The 17,065-nt window shown below is 34.6% G+C and carries 16 protein-coding genes, 1 tRNA gene and 2 pseudogenes; all 19 read left to right on the top strand.

From position 1 onward, the window contains the following. Positions 1-125: 125 nt before the first annotated feature. The 19 genes and pseudogenes from H8700_RS02375 (at position 126) to H8700_RS02295 (ending at position 16,365) form a co-directional block, all read left to right on the top strand. A complete protein-coding gene (locus tag H8700_RS02375; protein WP_249302780.1) occupies positions 126-740 on the top strand; it encodes a WYL domain-containing protein in 615 nt (204 codons plus the stop codon). A gap of 197 nt (positions 741-937) precedes the next feature. Next, on the top strand, positions 938-1,555 hold the full coding sequence (locus tag H8700_RS02370; protein WP_249302778.1) for a hypothetical protein: 618 nt from the start codon (positions 938-940) through the stop codon (positions 1,553-1,555). 127 nt (positions 1,556-1,682) lie between these two features. Further along, positions 1,683-1,841, top strand: a pseudogene (locus tag H8700_RS12520) (hypothetical protein); the annotation flags it as partial. A 323-nt stretch (positions 1,842-2,164) separates the two neighbouring features. Next, entirely contained in the window at positions 2,165-3,337 is a 1,173-nt protein-coding gene (locus H8700_RS02365) for a hypothetical protein (RefSeq protein ID WP_249302776.1), read from the top strand. 331 nt (positions 3,338-3,668) lie between these two features. Beyond that, positions 3,669-4,295, top strand: coding sequence for a GNAT family N-acetyltransferase (locus H8700_RS02360; protein WP_249302774.1), 627 nt, complete (start codon positions 3,669-3,671; stop codon positions 4,293-4,295). 229 nt (positions 4,296-4,524) lie between these two features. Beyond that, entirely contained in the window at positions 4,525-5,415 is an 891-nt protein-coding gene (locus H8700_RS02355; protein ID WP_249302771.1) for a Fic family protein, read from the top strand. Between the two features lie 272 nt (positions 5,416-5,687). Continuing rightward, complete coding sequence (locus tag H8700_RS12605) at positions 5,688-5,765, top strand: AlbA family DNA-binding domain-containing protein (protein WP_442905247.1); 78 nt, start codon at positions 5,688-5,690, stop codon at positions 5,763-5,765. Positions 5,766-6,163: 398 nt separating this feature from the next. Beyond that, positions 6,164-7,882: an AAA family ATPase gene (locus H8700_RS02350; protein WP_330606269.1), complete on the top strand. Its 1,719-nt coding sequence runs from the start codon at positions 6,164-6,166 to the stop codon at positions 7,880-7,882. 31 nt (positions 7,883-7,913) lie between these two features. Further along, the gene (locus H8700_RS02345) at positions 7,914-8,231 is read left to right on the top strand and encodes a helix-turn-helix transcriptional regulator (RefSeq protein ID WP_055274060.1); all 318 of its coding nucleotides are present in this window, start codon (positions 7,914-7,916) and stop codon (positions 8,229-8,231) included. Between the two features lie 82 nt (positions 8,232-8,313). Beyond that, on the top strand, positions 8,314-8,976 hold the full coding sequence (locus tag H8700_RS02340; protein ID WP_118004304.1) for a hypothetical protein: 663 nt from the start codon (positions 8,314-8,316) through the stop codon (positions 8,974-8,976). A gap of 100 nt (positions 8,977-9,076) precedes the next feature. Next, a tRNA-Thr gene (locus H8700_RS02335) sits at positions 9,077-9,149 on the top strand. 667 nt (positions 9,150-9,816) lie between these two features. After that, entirely contained in the window at positions 9,817-10,443 is a 627-nt protein-coding gene (locus tag H8700_RS02330; RefSeq protein WP_249302769.1) for a hypothetical protein, read from the top strand. A 118-nt stretch (positions 10,444-10,561) separates the two neighbouring features. Then, entirely contained in the window at positions 10,562-10,840 is a 279-nt protein-coding gene (locus tag H8700_RS02325) for a helix-turn-helix domain-containing protein (RefSeq protein ID WP_249302767.1), read from the top strand. 20 nt (positions 10,841-10,860) lie between these two features. Beyond that, positions 10,861-11,427 carry a hypothetical protein gene (locus tag H8700_RS02320; RefSeq protein WP_249302765.1) on the top strand — a complete coding sequence of 189 codons (567 nt, stop codon included), beginning with the start codon at positions 10,861-10,863 and terminating at the stop codon, positions 11,425-11,427. A gap of 429 nt (positions 11,428-11,856) precedes the next feature. Continuing rightward, positions 11,857-12,066 carry a MerR family transcriptional regulator gene (locus tag H8700_RS02315; protein ID WP_249302763.1) on the top strand — a complete coding sequence of 70 codons (210 nt, stop codon included), beginning with the start codon at positions 11,857-11,859 and terminating at the stop codon, positions 12,064-12,066. Then, positions 12,066-13,346: pseudogene (locus tag H8700_RS12375) on the top strand (tyrosine-type recombinase/integrase). The gene H8700_RS02315 and the pseudogene H8700_RS12375 overlap by 1 nt, the downstream one beginning before the upstream one ends. A 111-nt stretch (positions 13,347-13,457) precedes the next feature. Further along, entirely contained in the window at positions 13,458-15,041 is a 1,584-nt protein-coding gene (locus H8700_RS02305; protein WP_249302760.1) for a DUF4062 domain-containing protein, read from the top strand. 168 nt (positions 15,042-15,209) lie between these two features. Next, the gene (locus H8700_RS02300) at positions 15,210-15,680 is read left to right on the top strand and encodes a low molecular weight protein-tyrosine-phosphatase (protein WP_249302758.1); all 471 of its coding nucleotides are present in this window, start codon (positions 15,210-15,212) and stop codon (positions 15,678-15,680) included. Between the two features lie 163 nt (positions 15,681-15,843). Continuing rightward, positions 15,844-16,365: a VanZ family protein gene (locus tag H8700_RS02295; protein ID WP_249302754.1), complete on the top strand. Its 522-nt coding sequence runs from the start codon at positions 15,844-15,846 to the stop codon at positions 16,363-16,365. The last annotated feature ends 700 nt before the right edge of the window (positions 16,366-17,065 follow it).

Genomic DNA, 17,065 nt, shown 5'->3' with positions numbered 1-17,065 from the left:
CAGTTGAGTAGTCAAGCTACAGAATAAACATCAAAAGTCCATAGTATCTGAATTGTATTGAACCACGATATTAAAAGAAAGGAAACGTGTGATAATTAACTTCCTAATTATCATACAAGATGAATATGAAATTTTCTGATGTAGAACCACTGTTTCTTCCATCAGATATTAGTATTTTTGACCAATATGATGATGGAGATCCATATTCTGATGCCGGATATATTGCTAACTTTCGTTTAATTTTGGAGGCAATACAGAAAAAAATACCGTTGGATGTATATTTTTTTAGTAAAAAAGGTAAAAAGCTGCATTCTGTTATTTTACCGGAATATCTTGAATATTCTGAGAAGGATGATAAGTTCCGACTGGTGGGTAGCGATAGCAAATTTAAAACGACAATTAATCTTGGACGAATTGCAGAATGTACATTTTATAAAAAGCCTTTTTTGACAAATTATCAAGAGAATAAGATTGAAAATATATGTCAAGTCAGTTTTGAACTAACTGATCAGCGAAATACTCTTGAGAGGGTGTTACTTCATTTTGCACATTTTAAGAAGTGTGCAAAAAAAGTTTCTGATGATAGATATTTAGTGACGATTTATTATGATAAAGAAGATGAGATGGAGATGGTTATTCGGATACTTTCTTTTGGACCAACAATTAAAGTTGTAGAACCAACGCATTTTATTGAATTAATAAAGAAAAGACTGATAGAACAAAAAAGTTGTGAAATTTGATGGTTTCGCAACTTTTTTTCCGTGAATAAAAAATTGAAAAAGGTAAAATATGGATATATTTTGCAAATATAAAAATTCAATTAGAAACAAAATGAGCGGAATGTAATAATTAATTTTGCGTTTCTAAAAGATATTACAGATCTGGAAAATTATATACTGGATGAAATATCTATGCACAGAAAATGGAGGAATGTATTATGAAAAAGACAATGATGTTAGGTTTAATGATTGTATCGATGTGTTTTGTGCTTACAGGTTGTAAGAGTGCTGATTATAAAAAAGCGAATGAGTATCAGACAAATGGACAATATAAAAAGGCTCTTGATATATACAATACAATTTCAGATTATAAGGATTCAAAAAGCAAGAGTGAAGAGTGCAAAAAAAAGATGGATGCGTTAGTAAACAATCCTAAAGAGCAATATATTATTAAATGTTTGAAGAAGGTAAAAGTAATTACAGGTATATCAGCAGTAACTGAAGATAATGATCCTAACGGAAATCTTGGTAAATCAGGTGAATATACTTCGCAGATATTTTTTTCTTGTAAATGGGTGGATCAAAGTGACTTTTCTGATCAAGAAAAAACAATTATTGATAAAGGTACTGCTTGTGGCGGTAGTGTTGAAGTGTATGATAGCATTGAGAATGCAAATAAGCGTAATGATTATCTTGCATTCTTTGATGGGAGTCGTCTCGATAGTGGTTCACATAAAATAGTTGGAACAGTTATTGTCAGAACATCATACAAATTGCCGTCGTCGAAGCAGAAGAAGTTAGAAAAGGCAATTATTACACAATTAATAGGAGGATGATTAAAATATACTCTTATGTTAAAGAAAAAGAGTACTACAGTTATACCAATGAGTAGATTTTGGAAGTGAGGTAGAGTAATTTTTAATAAAATAAAGGATATTTTGAAGAAATAATTTACCCCTCCCCTCAAGAACAGGATACATTTTTGCCGGCTGGTACACAACATCTTATAAAAAGAAAGTAATCGGTATCGATCATGGAACAACAGGAGATACAGCAGTTTATGCCATGTGGAAAACAGATCCAAAGTATGTCTATCTGAAATATGCCAAAGTGAAAAAATAAAGCCACAAAAATGTACCGGCAAAAAGATAAAACCAAATGTAGTGATCACATTGCAGGGGAAGAAACTTCGGAAAAACACAGATTACAAGCTTACATATAGCAAAAACGTAAAAGTCGGTAAAGCAAAGATTAAGATTACCGGAAAAGGAAGGTATAAAGGAACAAGAAAAGTTACTTTTAGAATTAAAAAGGTGAGGAAAAAACGGTAAAGATAGGAGGAGATATAATGAGTAACAAATAAAAGTGCTTTACAAATGTAATGTGTTTTTCTAAGGTAAGCTTGAGATAAAAAGGGTGATTTACAGTAAGTTAGGAGGGAAGATATGAATATTATTATAGAGATTTTAGGTGCAACAGTAGTGGCAAGTTTGTTTGCGTTTTTAGGATATAAAATTTATTATAAACCAACAATAATAGAACACAAATTAAATCCTGCTTCTTGGTTTTGCGCTCATCTGGCAATATATTTTTTAACAATTTTTTTGATGGTTGGTTCAGATGTTATAGTTATTAATTCGAAAGTAGATAAATGTATGCCGCTTAGCATTATGGGAGTGGTGTATTTATTTGTTCAAAATGGAGGATTGATCATATTTGTAATGGCAATCTCTTCTTTAATTTATGATATGTGGATAAAATTGATTGAGTTTAATTATTTTATCGAAAGATATAAGTGGTTAAAAAAATGTTTTTTTACAGTTGTATGTGCATCTCTGATAATAATGTATTTAATAATAATGGGAGAACAACCAAAGAACAAAAATATATTATGTGGTGAACATCAATATTGGGTTGTTTGGTTAATTGTTGTCATTGAAATATGGATTGGTTTTGATACAAGTTTTTTTAGTCGAGATAAATTAAGTGAATGGATTGCTCTTGAAAAAGAGAAAATTAAAAGAGAAGAAGAGAAAAAATATATAATCAGTTGTGTGGCAACAATGGTAATAATGTTGATTGTACCATTGATTCTATGGATTTCTCTGAAGTTGAGTGCTGATATTTTGTCTTTTGTTAATAATATTATTGCAGTCATTTCTGTTATGCTTATGATAGGTGCAACAGTAATGATTTTTACCGTGCTTTTTTTATATTACAAAGAAAGACCAAATCAAAAGAAAAGTAGAAAAAAATATCAAGCATTATTTGCAAACGTTCAAAAAGAGAAAAGGACAGCATTTTATATGGGACTGAAATACATGTTGTGGAAAGAAGAGGACGAGTATTTTTATAAAATAGAAAAGAAAAATATAATGCTTGGTGATGAAAAAAATTTTTCAAATGAATATATTAAAGAATTTCAAAAAGCATTTGATCAGGAAAGTGATAAATATTCGCTTAAGAAGTATAATGAAAAGGAGATATATCGATTAATAGAGGAAAAAATATTTGCAAAAGCTAAAAAACGGCAAGAATTATTGAGAGAAGGCTGGAAGATTGTTTATGAGATATGTGAAAAAAATGAGAAGGAATATACTGATTTGATGAATAAGTAAGATTATCTGACAAAATGCAAAGGAGTAGTAAGATGTGATGTTGATGGGGTGCTAAAAATAAAAAGTTGACTGGAACATTATTTTTTGTAAAATTTCAAAAGAAGGATTTAGCAACAATAAAAGGGATGACTAAATGGATATAAATATACTTGATTTAGTGGCTAGTAATGCTTTGGAATTTTGTAGATCTTTCAATTATATGAATTAAAATAATATTGATGCAAAAATATGTTTTGATTATGGTAATATAAGGACAAGTAATCTATTTTCTATGTGTATTATATTCTAGTTGTATATTTTTGATACGATGGAAATCAGGGAGAGAGGATATATGAAGAGAAATATCTTAGATAGAGATCAGACATGCCCGGATGGAATGATGTTTACAGAAGATGAATCATATTTATTGTGCAGATATGAAGAAAAGGACCGAAAACTATATGATAAAATATGGGAAGAGACATTTGGTCAATCACCGGTATTAAATGATACAGAGTTAAAAATAAAATTATGGCAAGATGTTTTATTTGACAAAAATAAATTGCAATTAAAAATAATACATAAAAAGACAGGAAAATATGTCGGTGAAGTTATGGTTATGAACCTGGATTCAGAAATGCCGGAGCTTGGAATTCAGATACTGAAAGAGTATCAGGGACAGGGGATTGGTAGCCGGATTATGAAAAATTTCATTGACCAGCTAAAGTCAATACTCCCGGTAGAAGCATTTCTGGTTAAAATCTTATCTGATAATCACATTAGCCGGAAATTGTTTGAAAATATGGGAGCGGTTCAAATTGGAGAAGAGGGAAAAGAATATGGTGAACTATTCAAAAAAGCAATGGAGGACATGGGAAAGGAAGTTTTTGAAAAATCAGTTACAAGTGATGTGGGAATCTTTCAACGATATATTATTTGTTATAAAATAGAGGCTAGGGGAGGAAATGGAAGACAATAATTAACTTGATACATTGATTAAATATGAAGTATGCCCTTAAGTCTGTATGAAGATTAGAAATGAAAATAAACTTTTTAATTCAACGTCGGCAAAAAATAATAATAAAAACAAAATACGTGCATTTATTGCCGATAACGTGATATACTAATCACGGTAAGTGTGATTTTTGACATCATGACAATGAGAAACTCATAGAATGTTTTTTTATCGTGTGAAAGGAGGACGGTGGATGCGATACCTTTCAGCTGCTGAAATAGCGAAAAAATGGGATGTATCTGAACGGAGTGTAAGAAATTATTGTGCCAATGGGCGTGTTCCGGGAGCGTTTCTTACCAGAAAGATGTGGAATATTCCGGAAAATGCTCCCAAGCCGGAGCGTTCTAATAAGAAGAAAGAAAAGCCGACAACTCTGCTGGATATTTTGCAGAATGAGAAGGCAAATAAATACTCTGGAGGTATTTATCATAAGACACAAATTGATTTAACATATAATTCAAACCATATGGAAGGTAGTCGGTTGACTCACGATCAGACCCGATATATCTTTGAGACGAATACCATTGGTATAGAAAAAGAAGTGCTCAATGTAGATGATGTGATTGAAACGGCAAATCATTTCCGGTGCATTGATATGATTATTGATCGCGCAAAATTGTCATTGACGGAAAAAATTATTAAGGAGCTGCATCTGATTTTGAAAAATGGCACAAGTGATTCCAGAAAGGATTGGTTTGCTGTTGGTAATTACAAGAAATTGCCAAATGAAGTTGGTGGTATGGAGACTGCGCTTCCGGAAGAAGTTGCAAATAAAATGAAAAAATTGTTGTCAGAGTATAATAACAAGGAAGAAAAGAACTTTGAAGATATTCTGGACTTCCATGTGAAGTTTGAGCGGATTCATCCGTTCCAGGATGGTAATGGGCGTGTGGGCAGATTGATTATGTTTAAGGAGTGTCTGAAATACAATATTGTTCCGTTCATTATCGAGGATAATCTGAAAATGTTCTATTACCGTGGATTGAAGGAATGGGACAACGAAAAAGGTTATCTGACAGACACTTGCTTGACAGCGCAAAATAGATATAAGGCGTACCTGGATTATTTTAGAATTTCATATTGAGAGAAAAATAAGAATTAGAATTATGTGAAAGCGGGGTGTTGCTTTTTATTTGCCACGACAGGTTTTGGGGGAAGATAAAAGATAAAGTTTCAGCGGTTGAAACTATTTTACACTTTTGGAAGATCAAATCGGTATAATTAAAATAATTATCACAATTCAGTTGGACAAAAAAGAATAATACATGCAAAAACAATCATTAGGGATGGAAAGGGATTGATTATTATGAGTGAGACAAGAATATTAGAATTCAGGGAACAATTACGAATACTTTTTTGAAAACAGTCAGTGCCTTTTCGAATTATAATGGTGGAACAATTCTTTTTGGTGTTGATGAGGAACAAAATATATAATTAAGTGAGAGGATCAGCTGGGCTGGTCCTTTTTCAGTGGAGTTAAACTTGTCTGAGTAATATGCTACAAACAAGTTTGTGGGCTGAAAAACCAAAATAAAAGTGCCGAAAAATACAAGACGCAAAACATTAAGCAAACGCAATAATTAAACGCAAAATATCGAATTGATTTGACTTTTTGCGTTTTGCTTAGGTATAATTTGCGTAAGATGAGGAATAATATTGCGAATGACAGGAGCTGATATATATATGAAAACTTGTAAAGAAAAGGCTTTAGAGTGGAATGTTTCTCCACGTTCCGTAAATGATATGTGCAAAAAGGAAGAATACAGGGTGCAATAAAAGAAAAAGGATCTTGGTTAATTCCAGACGACTCTCCAAAGCCAATGGATGGAAGAGTGTCTAATGGAAAATACATCAAGAAAAATATGGTTGCGAAAGCAGAAGTTAAATCATTACCAATCGGCATCTCTGACTATGTTCGTGCGCAGGAAGAATATTACTATGTCGACAAGACGTTATTAATCAAAGAATTCTTGGATCAAAAGCCATTGGTATCTTTGTTTACGAGACCAAGGAGATTCGGAAAGACCTTGAATATGGATATGCTCAGAGTGTTCTTTGAAATATCAGATAAGAATACTAGTAAGTATTTTGCCGATAAAAATATTTGGCAATGTGGAGAAGAGTATCGTTCACATCAAGGAAAATATCCAGTCATATTCTTAACTTTTAAGGATGTTAAATTTGATACTTGGGACGCAACAATAGATAAAATAAGGGGACTACTTCAAGAAGAGTATGGAAGACATCAAGAGCTACTAAATAGTGATAAGCTCTCACAATATGAGAAGGAGTATTTTACAAAGATTATTAGCGCTGCAGCTAATGAAGTGGAGCTTACTTCTTCGCTAGAAAGACTATCTAAAATGCTTGCTTCACATTATGATAAGGCTCCAGTAATCATTATTGATGAATATGATACTCCGATTCAAGAGGGATACTCTAAGGATTTCTGCGATGAAATTATTGGATTCATGAGAAATTTCTTTTCAGGAGCATTTAAGGATAATAAGAATTTATCCTATGGTTTCCTAACAGGAATTTTGCGTATTGCTCAGGAAAGTATCTTTAGTGGTCTAAATAATTTAACAGTGAACTCCGTAATGGATGAAGAATACGATAGCTTTTTTGGATTTACAGAATCTGAAGTGAAAGCAATGCTCAGTTACTATGGAGTATCAGATAAAGAGGAGGAACTTAAAGACTGGTACGATGGATATTTGTTTGGTAGCGAAGAAATATATAATCCATGGTCTGTAATCAACTATATTTCCAAGGGATGCCTTCCTCAAGCATATTGGGTAAATACAGGAAAAAATGAAATCCTTGATGATGTACTAAGAGTGGCTACAGATGATATTACAGAAAGATTATATGACCTTTTGCAAGGAGAAAGAGTAGTTGCAAGAATTGATCAAAATGTGGTGTATAGATCGCTTGCGGAGGATCCAGCAAATATTTATAGCTTATTGTTGGTTGCTGGCTATTTGAAAACTCCTAAAAAGGAACTGCAAGCAGATGGTTCATATTTATGTGAAGTATCAATTCCAAATAGAGAGATTGCAGCTGTATATAAGAGTGAAATCTTGTCACATTTCTTGCAAACTGGAGCAATTACAAGGACTACAGCAAATAAGATTGCAGAAAGTCTTTATGCCAATGATTACAAGAAGTTGCAGAGCGTTATTGGGGAATATATGGATAAATCAATTAGCTTCTTCGATGGTGGAGCTGAAGGATTTTATCATGGTTTGATGCTAGGATTAATAGCATTAATGGATAATCAGTATAAGATTAAATCGAACCGAGAATCTGGAGGTGGCAGATTTGATGTTTCTTTAATTCCAAGAGAAAAAAGGTATCCTGGTATTATTTTGGAATTAAAGTGGAAAGAAAAATTAAGAGATGTTGAGCTTAAAAAATGGTCTAATGAAGCATTAAAGCAAATTGGTGAGTTGCGATACGATTCTGAAATGAAAGAGGATGGAATTACGGAAATCTTGAAGTTTGGAATTGCTTTTTCGGGGAAGAAAGTATGTGTAAGAACTGAGTAGAACAAGAATTTAGTGCAAAGGAGGCGATAGTATGTTTCCAACAATTAATAAAAAAGAAACAGGTGTTAATCTTCGAAGAATTATGGATATGAGAGGAGTAAAACCAAAAGATATTCAAGAATATTTAGGGTTTGGATGTGTGCAGAGTGTTTATCGATGGTTGGATGGCGTTAGTATGCCAACAGTCGATAATCTGTATGCAATTAGCAAAATGCTTCAAGTTCCTATGGATTCAATTGTTTGCGGAAATGCTGGAAGAACAAAAAGTCAAATGGATGCATGTCTTACGGATCAGGAGAGAAGAGTTTATACCTACTATAAGAAAATGAGAGAATTAAATGCAGCATAATTTTTGAACTACAAGTTCAATGACATTACATGAATCCTCCCTTAGAATTATATTAAGAGATAATTTTAAGGGAGGATTTTTTATGAGCGAAAAGATGTTAGTAACACAGGCTCTTGACGAAAGAGACCTACTAGTAAAGAAGATATCAGATAAAATTGACAAAGCAAGTTTTGTGGATACCATAAAGCCAAATGAGGATAAAGTATATTCAAAGCGCATTGGCAAGGATGAATATGCGAAAGAAGCGGAGTCGGCATATCAGCAGATTGTTGATTTGATTGAACGATTCCAGAAAATTGATGCAGCTATTGTTGCATCCAATGCTGAAACAGAAATCACAACATCATATGGAAAATTCACAGTTGCTGGAGCTATTTCGCTTCGAAGCAGACTTCGTGGACTAGGAACATACGATGGAGAAGCTGATTTTGAAGGAATCCTTAAGTCTAAAATGCAGGATGAGTATAACGAGCGTGTGCGCACATGTGATCTTAAGAACAGTCAGCTTCAGAATACTGCTGAGAGCATGCGCCTTAGCATTCTCGGAAAAGACAGTAAAACAAAAGACGATAAGCCTCTTGGAGTCGTGGATGCATATGTGAAGGAAAACACAACAGAACTTGTGGATCCGCTTGATATCAAGAAAAAGATAGAGAGCCTGGAGGAAAAGAACAATACACTTTTAAAGGAATTAGATACTCAGATTAAAGTGTCTAATGCGACTACTTTGATTGAAATAGCATAAAGTATTTGCCTGCATTGCGAAAATCCTAAATCTGGCTTCCCGTAACAGGGTTACGTTACAAGATAAGTATACCAATTCAGCGAAAATTGGGTTACCAATATACAAAGTGGCGCAATGGGTAGCGCACATGATTTGTAATCGTGAAGTTGTAGGTTCGAATCCTATCTTTGAAAACATTGGTTTAACAGCGATGACTGATAATCATCTCCAATTTTAACGGTTTTGTGTCTTATTTGAACATTTAATTGTGAATTGTAAACTTTTAAATGATTGAATTGTTTTAGGTAAAATAAAAACATTGATTTAGGCATAGAGATATGCTGAAATCCATGAAGATGGTTAAAGTGTTAAGCCAGTTGACTGAGGAATATCCACATGGCTGCAATGTGGGCAAATATTTAATGGTGGAGTCATGGCGTAAGCTATGGCTCCATTTTAAGTTAGGGATGATTTAGGGAGGAATTAAGAAATGGCAAGAGGTAGCAAATCTACCGATTACGTTATTCTGTATTCACGGAAATCATGAGCGAAGACCAACAACTATTGTAGAATACAAGCTGCAGGAGTGGAATGGCGGAAAAGTATGGGTTGAAGAAGCATATCCAAATATTCTCTTTGCAAAGGATGGAGAAATATATGATATAGCGGGCATGAAAACAATTGTAATTGGTGGGGCATATAGTGTTGATAAATTTTATAGGTTAAGCAAAGGCTACAATTGGTTTGAAGATGAGCAACCGTCAGATTCTACATAGAAAACTAGATTATCAATAAGCTTTGAAAAATAGAAAGTGATGGATTGGAATGAGAAGAAGCAAAAGCTATGAAGTAAGAAATCCAATGAATATATGGAATAAATATGATTTTGCTATGTCAGGTCTCGGAAAGAAAAGCAAAATCTTGGCAAAAATAAAACATTTTTTTAAATGCGTAAAGTGGAGTAAACAGCGTATTACAAGGGGCTATTGTGATTGTGATGTTTGGGAGATGTTTTCTTTTCTTCAGACGCTTATTCCGGATATGCTGCAAACACTGAAAGATACAAGAATGGGTTCACCAGGATATTTGGGAGAAAACTATACCAATGAAAATGGAATTCTTGTAAATGATACCTGCCATGAGGAGTGGAATTGCATTCTAGACAAAATGATATTTTTATGGCGAGAAGCGGAGGAAGATACATGCTCACAAAAGAATCCATTTGATGAAGCGCATTCCAAAGCAATGGATGAATTTACGGAACGATTTGGATTATTTGGAAATAAACTTCAAACTGAGAAAGAATTAGAGGAAAATAGGAAGCGCGGTGGCGGAGGAACAATTCATTTTATGGATGAGTTGCCTGAGTATAAAGAGATTTCCGATAAATATCGCGAAGAAGAAAAGCGTTTGGAAGAATATAGAAGAAAGTGTAAGGATGAAGCTATAGATATGCTTAAACAATATTTCTATGACCTGTGGGATTGAGTTATTAGTAAATCTTAAACCAAAAGTTTAATGCAATTAGTAATAGAATCTGTTATACTAATCATCTACAGGTAAACTTGTGATTCGGGATGGAAGAAAATTACGGAGGTACAAAGAGATGGAACCAATGTATTTGCAGATCCTGCAAAAAGAAACAGGAAGACAGATTAAGAAACTGCTCGTGGAAAATGGTTATACCGTGAAAGACGTGCAGAATGCTATGGGATTTGAAAATCCACAAGCAGTCTACAAATGGATTTCAGGTAGATCATTACCGAGCTTAGACAATTTTGTAATCTTAAGCAGATTACTGCACACCAGCATAGAAGATATCCTCGTCATTGACGGGGATATTGTTCGTTTATGGGGATTTTCCTTTAAACTGTTAGTACAATGACAAACTTAGCGGAAGGCTTTATGCTGATATCAGAACAGGAGAAATCAGGAAAAGTAGAGAGGAGAAAAGATATGCAAACAATGACATCAGCATATGCAAATAAAATGCTTAAGAGTTTGGAAGAGGATAAGGCTTTCTGGCTGAACAAGGAGGAAGAGGCCTGCACATATGTTGCGGCAATTAATGAGGAGCCAGTTGTTCCTGATTATGATTATGTCGAGGTCGCAACGACAATTGCTGCGCTAGATGAGAAGATTGCTATTATAAAGCATGAACTTAATGTAACTAATGCAAGCGCAAAGGTTCTAGTAGGTGATGTAACAATGAGTATAGATAGCATTCTTATTAAGATGGCACAGCTGAATAGAAGAAAAACGGTATTAGACGTAATGCGTAAACGATTGCCTAAATCCAGAGAAGAACAACGTTCTTATATGTCCCGTAATTCGGTTCCTGAGTATAGATACATTAATTACGATTTGGAACTAGTTAAAAACGAGTATGAACTTGTGTCTAAGTCGATTATGGAAATGCAAATGGCACTTGATAAATATAATCAAACGGTACAGTTTGAAGTAGACATCTAAATGAAATATCCGTACAAGGCTTCATGAGATTGATAGTTGATCCAGGAGGTTCGTGTTCATTGTTAAGGTATATTTGTTATTAGTTTTTGTTTAACGTGAATAACATCAGAAAGCATGATTTCTTAACAGTTGCGTTGTAGAAAACCTGCAGGAAACTGCGTGTAGAGGTTCGGTTCTAAACACAAAACTGTGGAAAGTTTTTGGATTTTCCACAGTTATTTTTATGTGAAGTTGATAGACCCCATACTAGTAATATTGGATAAGTGACCAGTCACAATATTTATGCTAGTTCAAACTGAATTAGAAGAATAGTAGGGGTGGATTGCATTAGCTAAATAAATATGTTTACAGCAAGGGCGGCTGTGTACATAGGATGACCCCGAAAATCCTTGAAAAATGGCCATTTTGGGCAGAAAGGAATGTGATTTTATGGCAAGACCAAGTTTAGCAGAAAAGGATATTTTAAATCCTTCTGAGACAATTGAATATTTTGTTTTGAGCCGGAGAAAATTTTATGATTTATTGAATAATACGGATGGAGAAGAGTTTCTGGCATACTACGGAGAACGCAAGCTGATTCTTCGTGTAGCCTTTGAAAGGTATCTGCATAACCATCCAGAACTAAGGAGGCGGGTATAATGGCAAAGGCAGGAAGAGGACAGACAAGGCGAGATTCCAAGCGTAGAGTATTAAGACCGGGAGAGAGTGTAAGAGCAGATGGAAAATATCAATATAAATATCACATTGATGGGAAACCACACTTTGTATACAGTTGGAAACTGGAGCCTACGGACAAACTTTCAAAGGGCAAGAAACCATGCCTTTCCCTTCGTGAATTGGAAAAACAGGTAAACACAGATTTGGATTTGCTTGTAAATATCGTGGACGGACAGATGACAGTATGTGAACTGGTAGACCGATATTTGAAAACAAAGACCGGAGTAAGGCAAAGCACAAAACAGGGATATGTTACAGTACAGAGATTACTTGCAAAGGAAACATTCGGTAAAAAGACGATACGAAGTGTGAAAACATCCGATGCAAAGCTGTTCCTTATCAAATTACAGCAGGAAGATGGAAAAAGCTACAGTTCCATTCATACCATCAGGGGAGTGTTGCGACCAGCCTTTCAGATGGCGGTGGATGATGACATTCTGGTAAAGGATCCATTTGGATTTTAACTTGCCGGAGTATTGGTAAATGATGCAGTTACAAGAGAGGCAATCACAAAAGATTAGATGAGAAAGTTCTTAAAGTTTGTGCATGACGATGTGGTGTACTGTAAATATTATGAAGTGGTGTACATACTCTTTCATACGGGAATGAGAATATTAGAATTTTGTGGTTTGACGCTGAAGGACATTGATCTTGAGAACAGAACTGTAAATATTGACCACCAGTTGCAGCGAACATCAGATATGCGGTAAATCATAGAAACTACAAAGACGGATGCCGGAACAAGAGTATTGCCAATCACAGAGGATGTGGTACAGATGTTTCAGGCAATCATCGAGGACAGAAATGCACCGAAAGTGGAGAAAGCTATAGACGGCTATAGCGGATTCCTATTTTATGATGATAATGGAATGCCACTTGTGGCAATGCACTGGCAGCATCGATTCAATCATATGGTTGGAAGGTACAATGATATCTACCGGGTGCAGATGCCAAACATTACTCCCCGTGTATGCAGGCACACCTACTGTTCCAACATGGCAAAATCGGGAATGAATCCAAAGACGTTACAGTACCTTATGGGGCATTCGGATATTAGCGTTACTATGAATGTGTACACGCATATCGGGTTTGATGATGCTGAGGAAGAATTGAAGCGGATGGAAGAGTTTAGGAAGGCACAGACGGGGGTTGAGCAGAAGAAAGAGAAACCGATGTCGCAGAAGATGTTTAAGGTGGTTTAATATAGAAGAGGGATGACGCTCTGGTTTGGCTAGGGCGTTTTTTCTATGGAAAAGAAGTGAAAATGACGATATAATATATCTTGGAATAATTTTATATTGGAGGGATTGTGTATGCCAAGAGCGGGTATTACAGCATATGATTTATTAATATCATGTCCAGGAGATGTAGAAAAATACATTGAAGTTGTTAAAGAATGTTTAGAGGGATTTAATACTGTAATTGGTAGAATTAATAACGCAGAAATTGTAGGTAGACACTGGTCAACAGATAGTTATGCTCAGTCAGGAGATAAGCCACAAGAGTTGCTAAATCAACAATTTGTCAGAGATTGTGATGCTGCGGTTGCAATTTTTTGGACTAGATTTGGAACCCCAACAGATAAGTATGGATCTGGAACAGAAGAAGAGATAGAAGAAATGTTATCTGCAAACAAACAAGTATTTATGTATTTTGTTGATGAGCCTATCCCTATGTCTGGGGTGGATTTAGAGCAATACAAAAAAGTGCAAGGATTTAGGGAAAAGTACAAAGATAAGGGAATTTATTTTGTTGTAAAGGATGTTGAAGAGTTAAGAAAATTATTTACGAATCATTTATCACTTCATTTTCTGCCAATAATTGTTGGTGAAAAAACAATGAATATAAAAGAAACAAAAAGCCCCTTACTATCCATTCATGGAATTAATCATATAGCTGATAATAAGGCGGATATATTTTGTACGTCATATACAGATAGTAAATTTATTAAAACTTTGGAAGAAAAAATTTTAACAAAAATTGAGAGAGAAAAGGGTAACAAATTAGAGAAAAGAAAGGCTGACGAGATAAAGCCAAAACAAGAAGTGGCAGAGACGCATGATGAAAATTTTATCCGACTTCAAGAAGCATTTAAAAATGTTGATTTTTTAAAAGAACTTACGACAAATGCATATATTCCCGAGGAATGGAAGCAAGTTATTATAGCTTTTTGCAATCGATTTGACGTAATAATAGAAGAGGACTTTTGGAATGTGGGTAATTTGAAAATATCACAGTCATTAGTGAATCCTATGCTTGGTGGTGGTTCTTCTTTAAGTGGTGAGGATGATGAGAAGATTCATTATAAAGAAATTCGTGATATATATTGGAAGATAAAAGAATTGAACGAATACAGGCAGTATTTGGGGGATTTAGACAGTTATAAAATGGTTGAGTTTATTGTTTCAAATGATGGTACAACATATGACGAAGATATTGATATTAAGTTAATTGTTCCAAAAGGTAAAATTGTCAACAAAAAGAAATTGCCGATACCGGGAATTAATATTATTGATACATTATTAGAAATGCAGTTTATGAAATCTGCATTTCTAATTAAAGCAACAGATGAAATAGATTCGTATTGTGGATATTCAGCAATGCCAACAAGATTTGAGTATACATTTACCAATCCATTAAATCCGCCATCAGCTCGAGAAGAGTATGAATCAAGCAAGACGAAATATATGGATGAGATTAATCAATTATTCTGTTATGAATTGTTTGAAAAAGAGGATTGTGATGTTTTGACTTTTCATCTTAACTATTTGAAACACAATACCCGAATGGCATTTCCGTCTGTTCTTATTTTTTATGATGTTCCAGAGAGTATTGATTATGAAATGACATCAAAGCATTCGCCGGATGTGATTAAAGGAAAGATAGAAATTGCTTAGTAGTAACCAAATCCCGTTTTACTACCAACTTTACTACTAACAGCCCACAACAACTTGCTTCATCTTGCCCTATTTTGCCAAGATGTCAGCCAATACACACATTTCACAAATCCCCGAAATCCCTTGCAAAACAGGGCATTCCGGGGCAAAAGAAGGAGAAACAAAACTATGATAAAAGTATTATTCATCTGCCACGGTAATATCTGCCGTTCCACCATGGCACAATTCGTTTTCCAGGACATGATCAACCGTCAGAACTTAGCGGACAAATTTCTGGTCGATTCCAAAGCGACCAGTACCGAAGAGATTGGCAATGGTCCACACTACGGTACCGTTCAAAAGCTGCGCGAAGTAGGCGTTCCGGTGCTTGCCCATCGTGCGAGTCAGTTGCGACGAAGTGATTATGAAGAATTTGATTATCTGATTGGAATGGATCATTGGAATATGAAAAACATGCTTCGGATCGTAGGTGGCGATCCGGAAGGAAAAATGGCATTGCTTTTAGATTATACAAAACGTGCAGGGCAGGAAATTGCAGATCCGTGGTACACCGGAAACTTTGATGCAACGTATGATGATGTGGTAGAAGGCTGTACCGGCTTTTTAGAATATGTACGTAAAACACATCGGGAAATTTAAAGTAGCAATGATACAAAAGTTTATTCATAATATCTATCAGTGATACTATTTTGTCAGAATGTTGTAATAGAAAAAACTATATTGTGAGGAAGGTCATTTGATTATTTAAGAAAAAGGAAAATGACCATTTAGCATCTTAATAAAAAAGAAATGGCTCAGTAAAATGAAAAGAAAAATATATATTATATTGACGATCATCTGGATGATTACAATCTTTTGTTTTTCAGCAAGAAATGGTGTGACTTCTACCGGTGACAGTCACTATATCGGCATGAAGATCGGTGAAGTTTTTGTGCCGGGATTTGACCAATGGAACAGTACAAGACAGCTTGCTTTTGCGCAAAAAGTAGATTTTCCGATTCGCAAATCAGCTCACGCGATGGAATATGCATTGCTTGGATTTTTGATCACAGGATCATTTATTACAAATGCAAAGGAAAGAAAAAAGCAGGGAAATAAAGTACAGGAACATAAAAAACTGTATCTGGCTGCATGGATAGGAAGTGCTTTCTATGCAATGACAGATGAGTTTCATCAGCTTTTTGTGCCGGGAAGAAGTGGAAGAGTAGCAGATGTACTGCTTGACAGTACAGGGGCTGCTGTTGGTGTATGTCTATTCCTGATTATACAGATGTGGATTCAGCACAAAACACACAGCAAATCCACTGCAAATTGTATCAATTAATCTTAGTACCAATTATACAGTGAACCCATAATCCCCTATTAATTAAAAATTATTTGACTAAAAACTAAATATATATTTATAAATCTATCCGTCCATCGTTCCATCAAGTGATAACCATCACTAACTGATCCCTCTGTTTTATTCTCTATTCTTTTTAGTATATGTTCAACAAAAGCCTTGATTTTTCTGACTTTATGGAACAGTTGGTAAGTTACATATATCTGTAAAATAGAGTTTCACCCAATAATATATCACCGACAGCATAGCGCCGATAGCATATTCCTGACAGTATATCACCGATAGCATATTCCTGACAGCATATCACATATCCCAGACAACACAACAATGTTTGCCTGTTTTTTGCATATCATATATATAATACTTTTAAGCATCACCAATAACATTTATATATGTAATATAATATTATCTATCCAGTAATATTACCTATCTGGAAAATCCGGCAAACTCCGAATACATTCCAACACCAGATTCCTGCAAAATTCCGCAAAGAAGGACAACTATGCTCTGCATCTGAAAGATGAACCTCATATACATAGAGTGCGTATATATCCATATATAGAGAGCCTGTATATAGTGCTTGAAACTCCGTATGTATTCATGTACAATAATAATTGAGTTGTTATACTATTATTATAGCAATCAGAATAGATTGCATCACAACACGAAAAAGACAAAAATA

Origin of the sequence: Jutongia hominis (assembly GCF_014384965.1) — a bacterium.
GTDB classification, from domain to species: domain Bacteria; phylum Bacillota; class Clostridia; order Lachnospirales; family Lachnospiraceae; genus Butyribacter; species Butyribacter hominis.
This window is presented reverse-complemented; position numbering and strand designations above follow the sequence as displayed.

Coding starts and splice junctions, on each gene's coding strand:
- H8700_RS02375 (WP_249302780.1), top strand. CDS start 126: ATGAAATTTTCTGATGTAGAACCACTGTTTCTTCCATCAGATATTAGT.
- H8700_RS02370 (WP_249302778.1), top strand. CDS start 938: ATGAAAAAGACAATGATGTTAGGTTTAATGATTGTATCGATGTGTTTT.
- H8700_RS02365 (WP_249302776.1), top strand. CDS start 2,165: ATGAATATTATTATAGAGATTTTAGGTGCAACAGTAGTGGCAAGTTTG.
- H8700_RS02360 (WP_249302774.1), top strand. CDS start 3,669: ATGAAGAGAAATATCTTAGATAGAGATCAGACATGCCCGGATGGAATG.
- H8700_RS02355 (WP_249302771.1), top strand. CDS start 4,525: ATGCGATACCTTTCAGCTGCTGAAATAGCGAAAAAATGGGATGTATCT.
- H8700_RS02345 (WP_055274060.1), top strand. CDS start 7,914: ATGTTTCCAACAATTAATAAAAAAGAAACAGGTGTTAATCTTCGAAGA.
- H8700_RS02340 (WP_118004304.1), top strand. CDS start 8,314: ATGAGCGAAAAGATGTTAGTAACACAGGCTCTTGACGAAAGAGACCTA.
- H8700_RS02330 (WP_249302769.1), top strand. CDS start 9,817: ATGAATATATGGAATAAATATGATTTTGCTATGTCAGGTCTCGGAAAG.
- H8700_RS02325 (WP_249302767.1), top strand. CDS start 10,562: ATGGAACCAATGTATTTGCAGATCCTGCAAAAAGAAACAGGAAGACAG.
- H8700_RS02320 (WP_249302765.1), top strand. CDS start 10,861: ATGCTGATATCAGAACAGGAGAAATCAGGAAAAGTAGAGAGGAGAAAA.
- H8700_RS02315 (WP_249302763.1), top strand. CDS start 11,857: ATGGCAAGACCAAGTTTAGCAGAAAAGGATATTTTAAATCCTTCTGAG.
- H8700_RS02305 (WP_249302760.1), top strand. CDS start 13,458: ATGCCAAGAGCGGGTATTACAGCATATGATTTATTAATATCATGTCCA.
- H8700_RS02300 (WP_249302758.1), top strand. CDS start 15,210: ATGATAAAAGTATTATTCATCTGCCACGGTAATATCTGCCGTTCCACC.
- H8700_RS02295 (WP_249302754.1), top strand. CDS start 15,844: ATGAAAAGAAAAATATATATTATATTGACGATCATCTGGATGATTACA.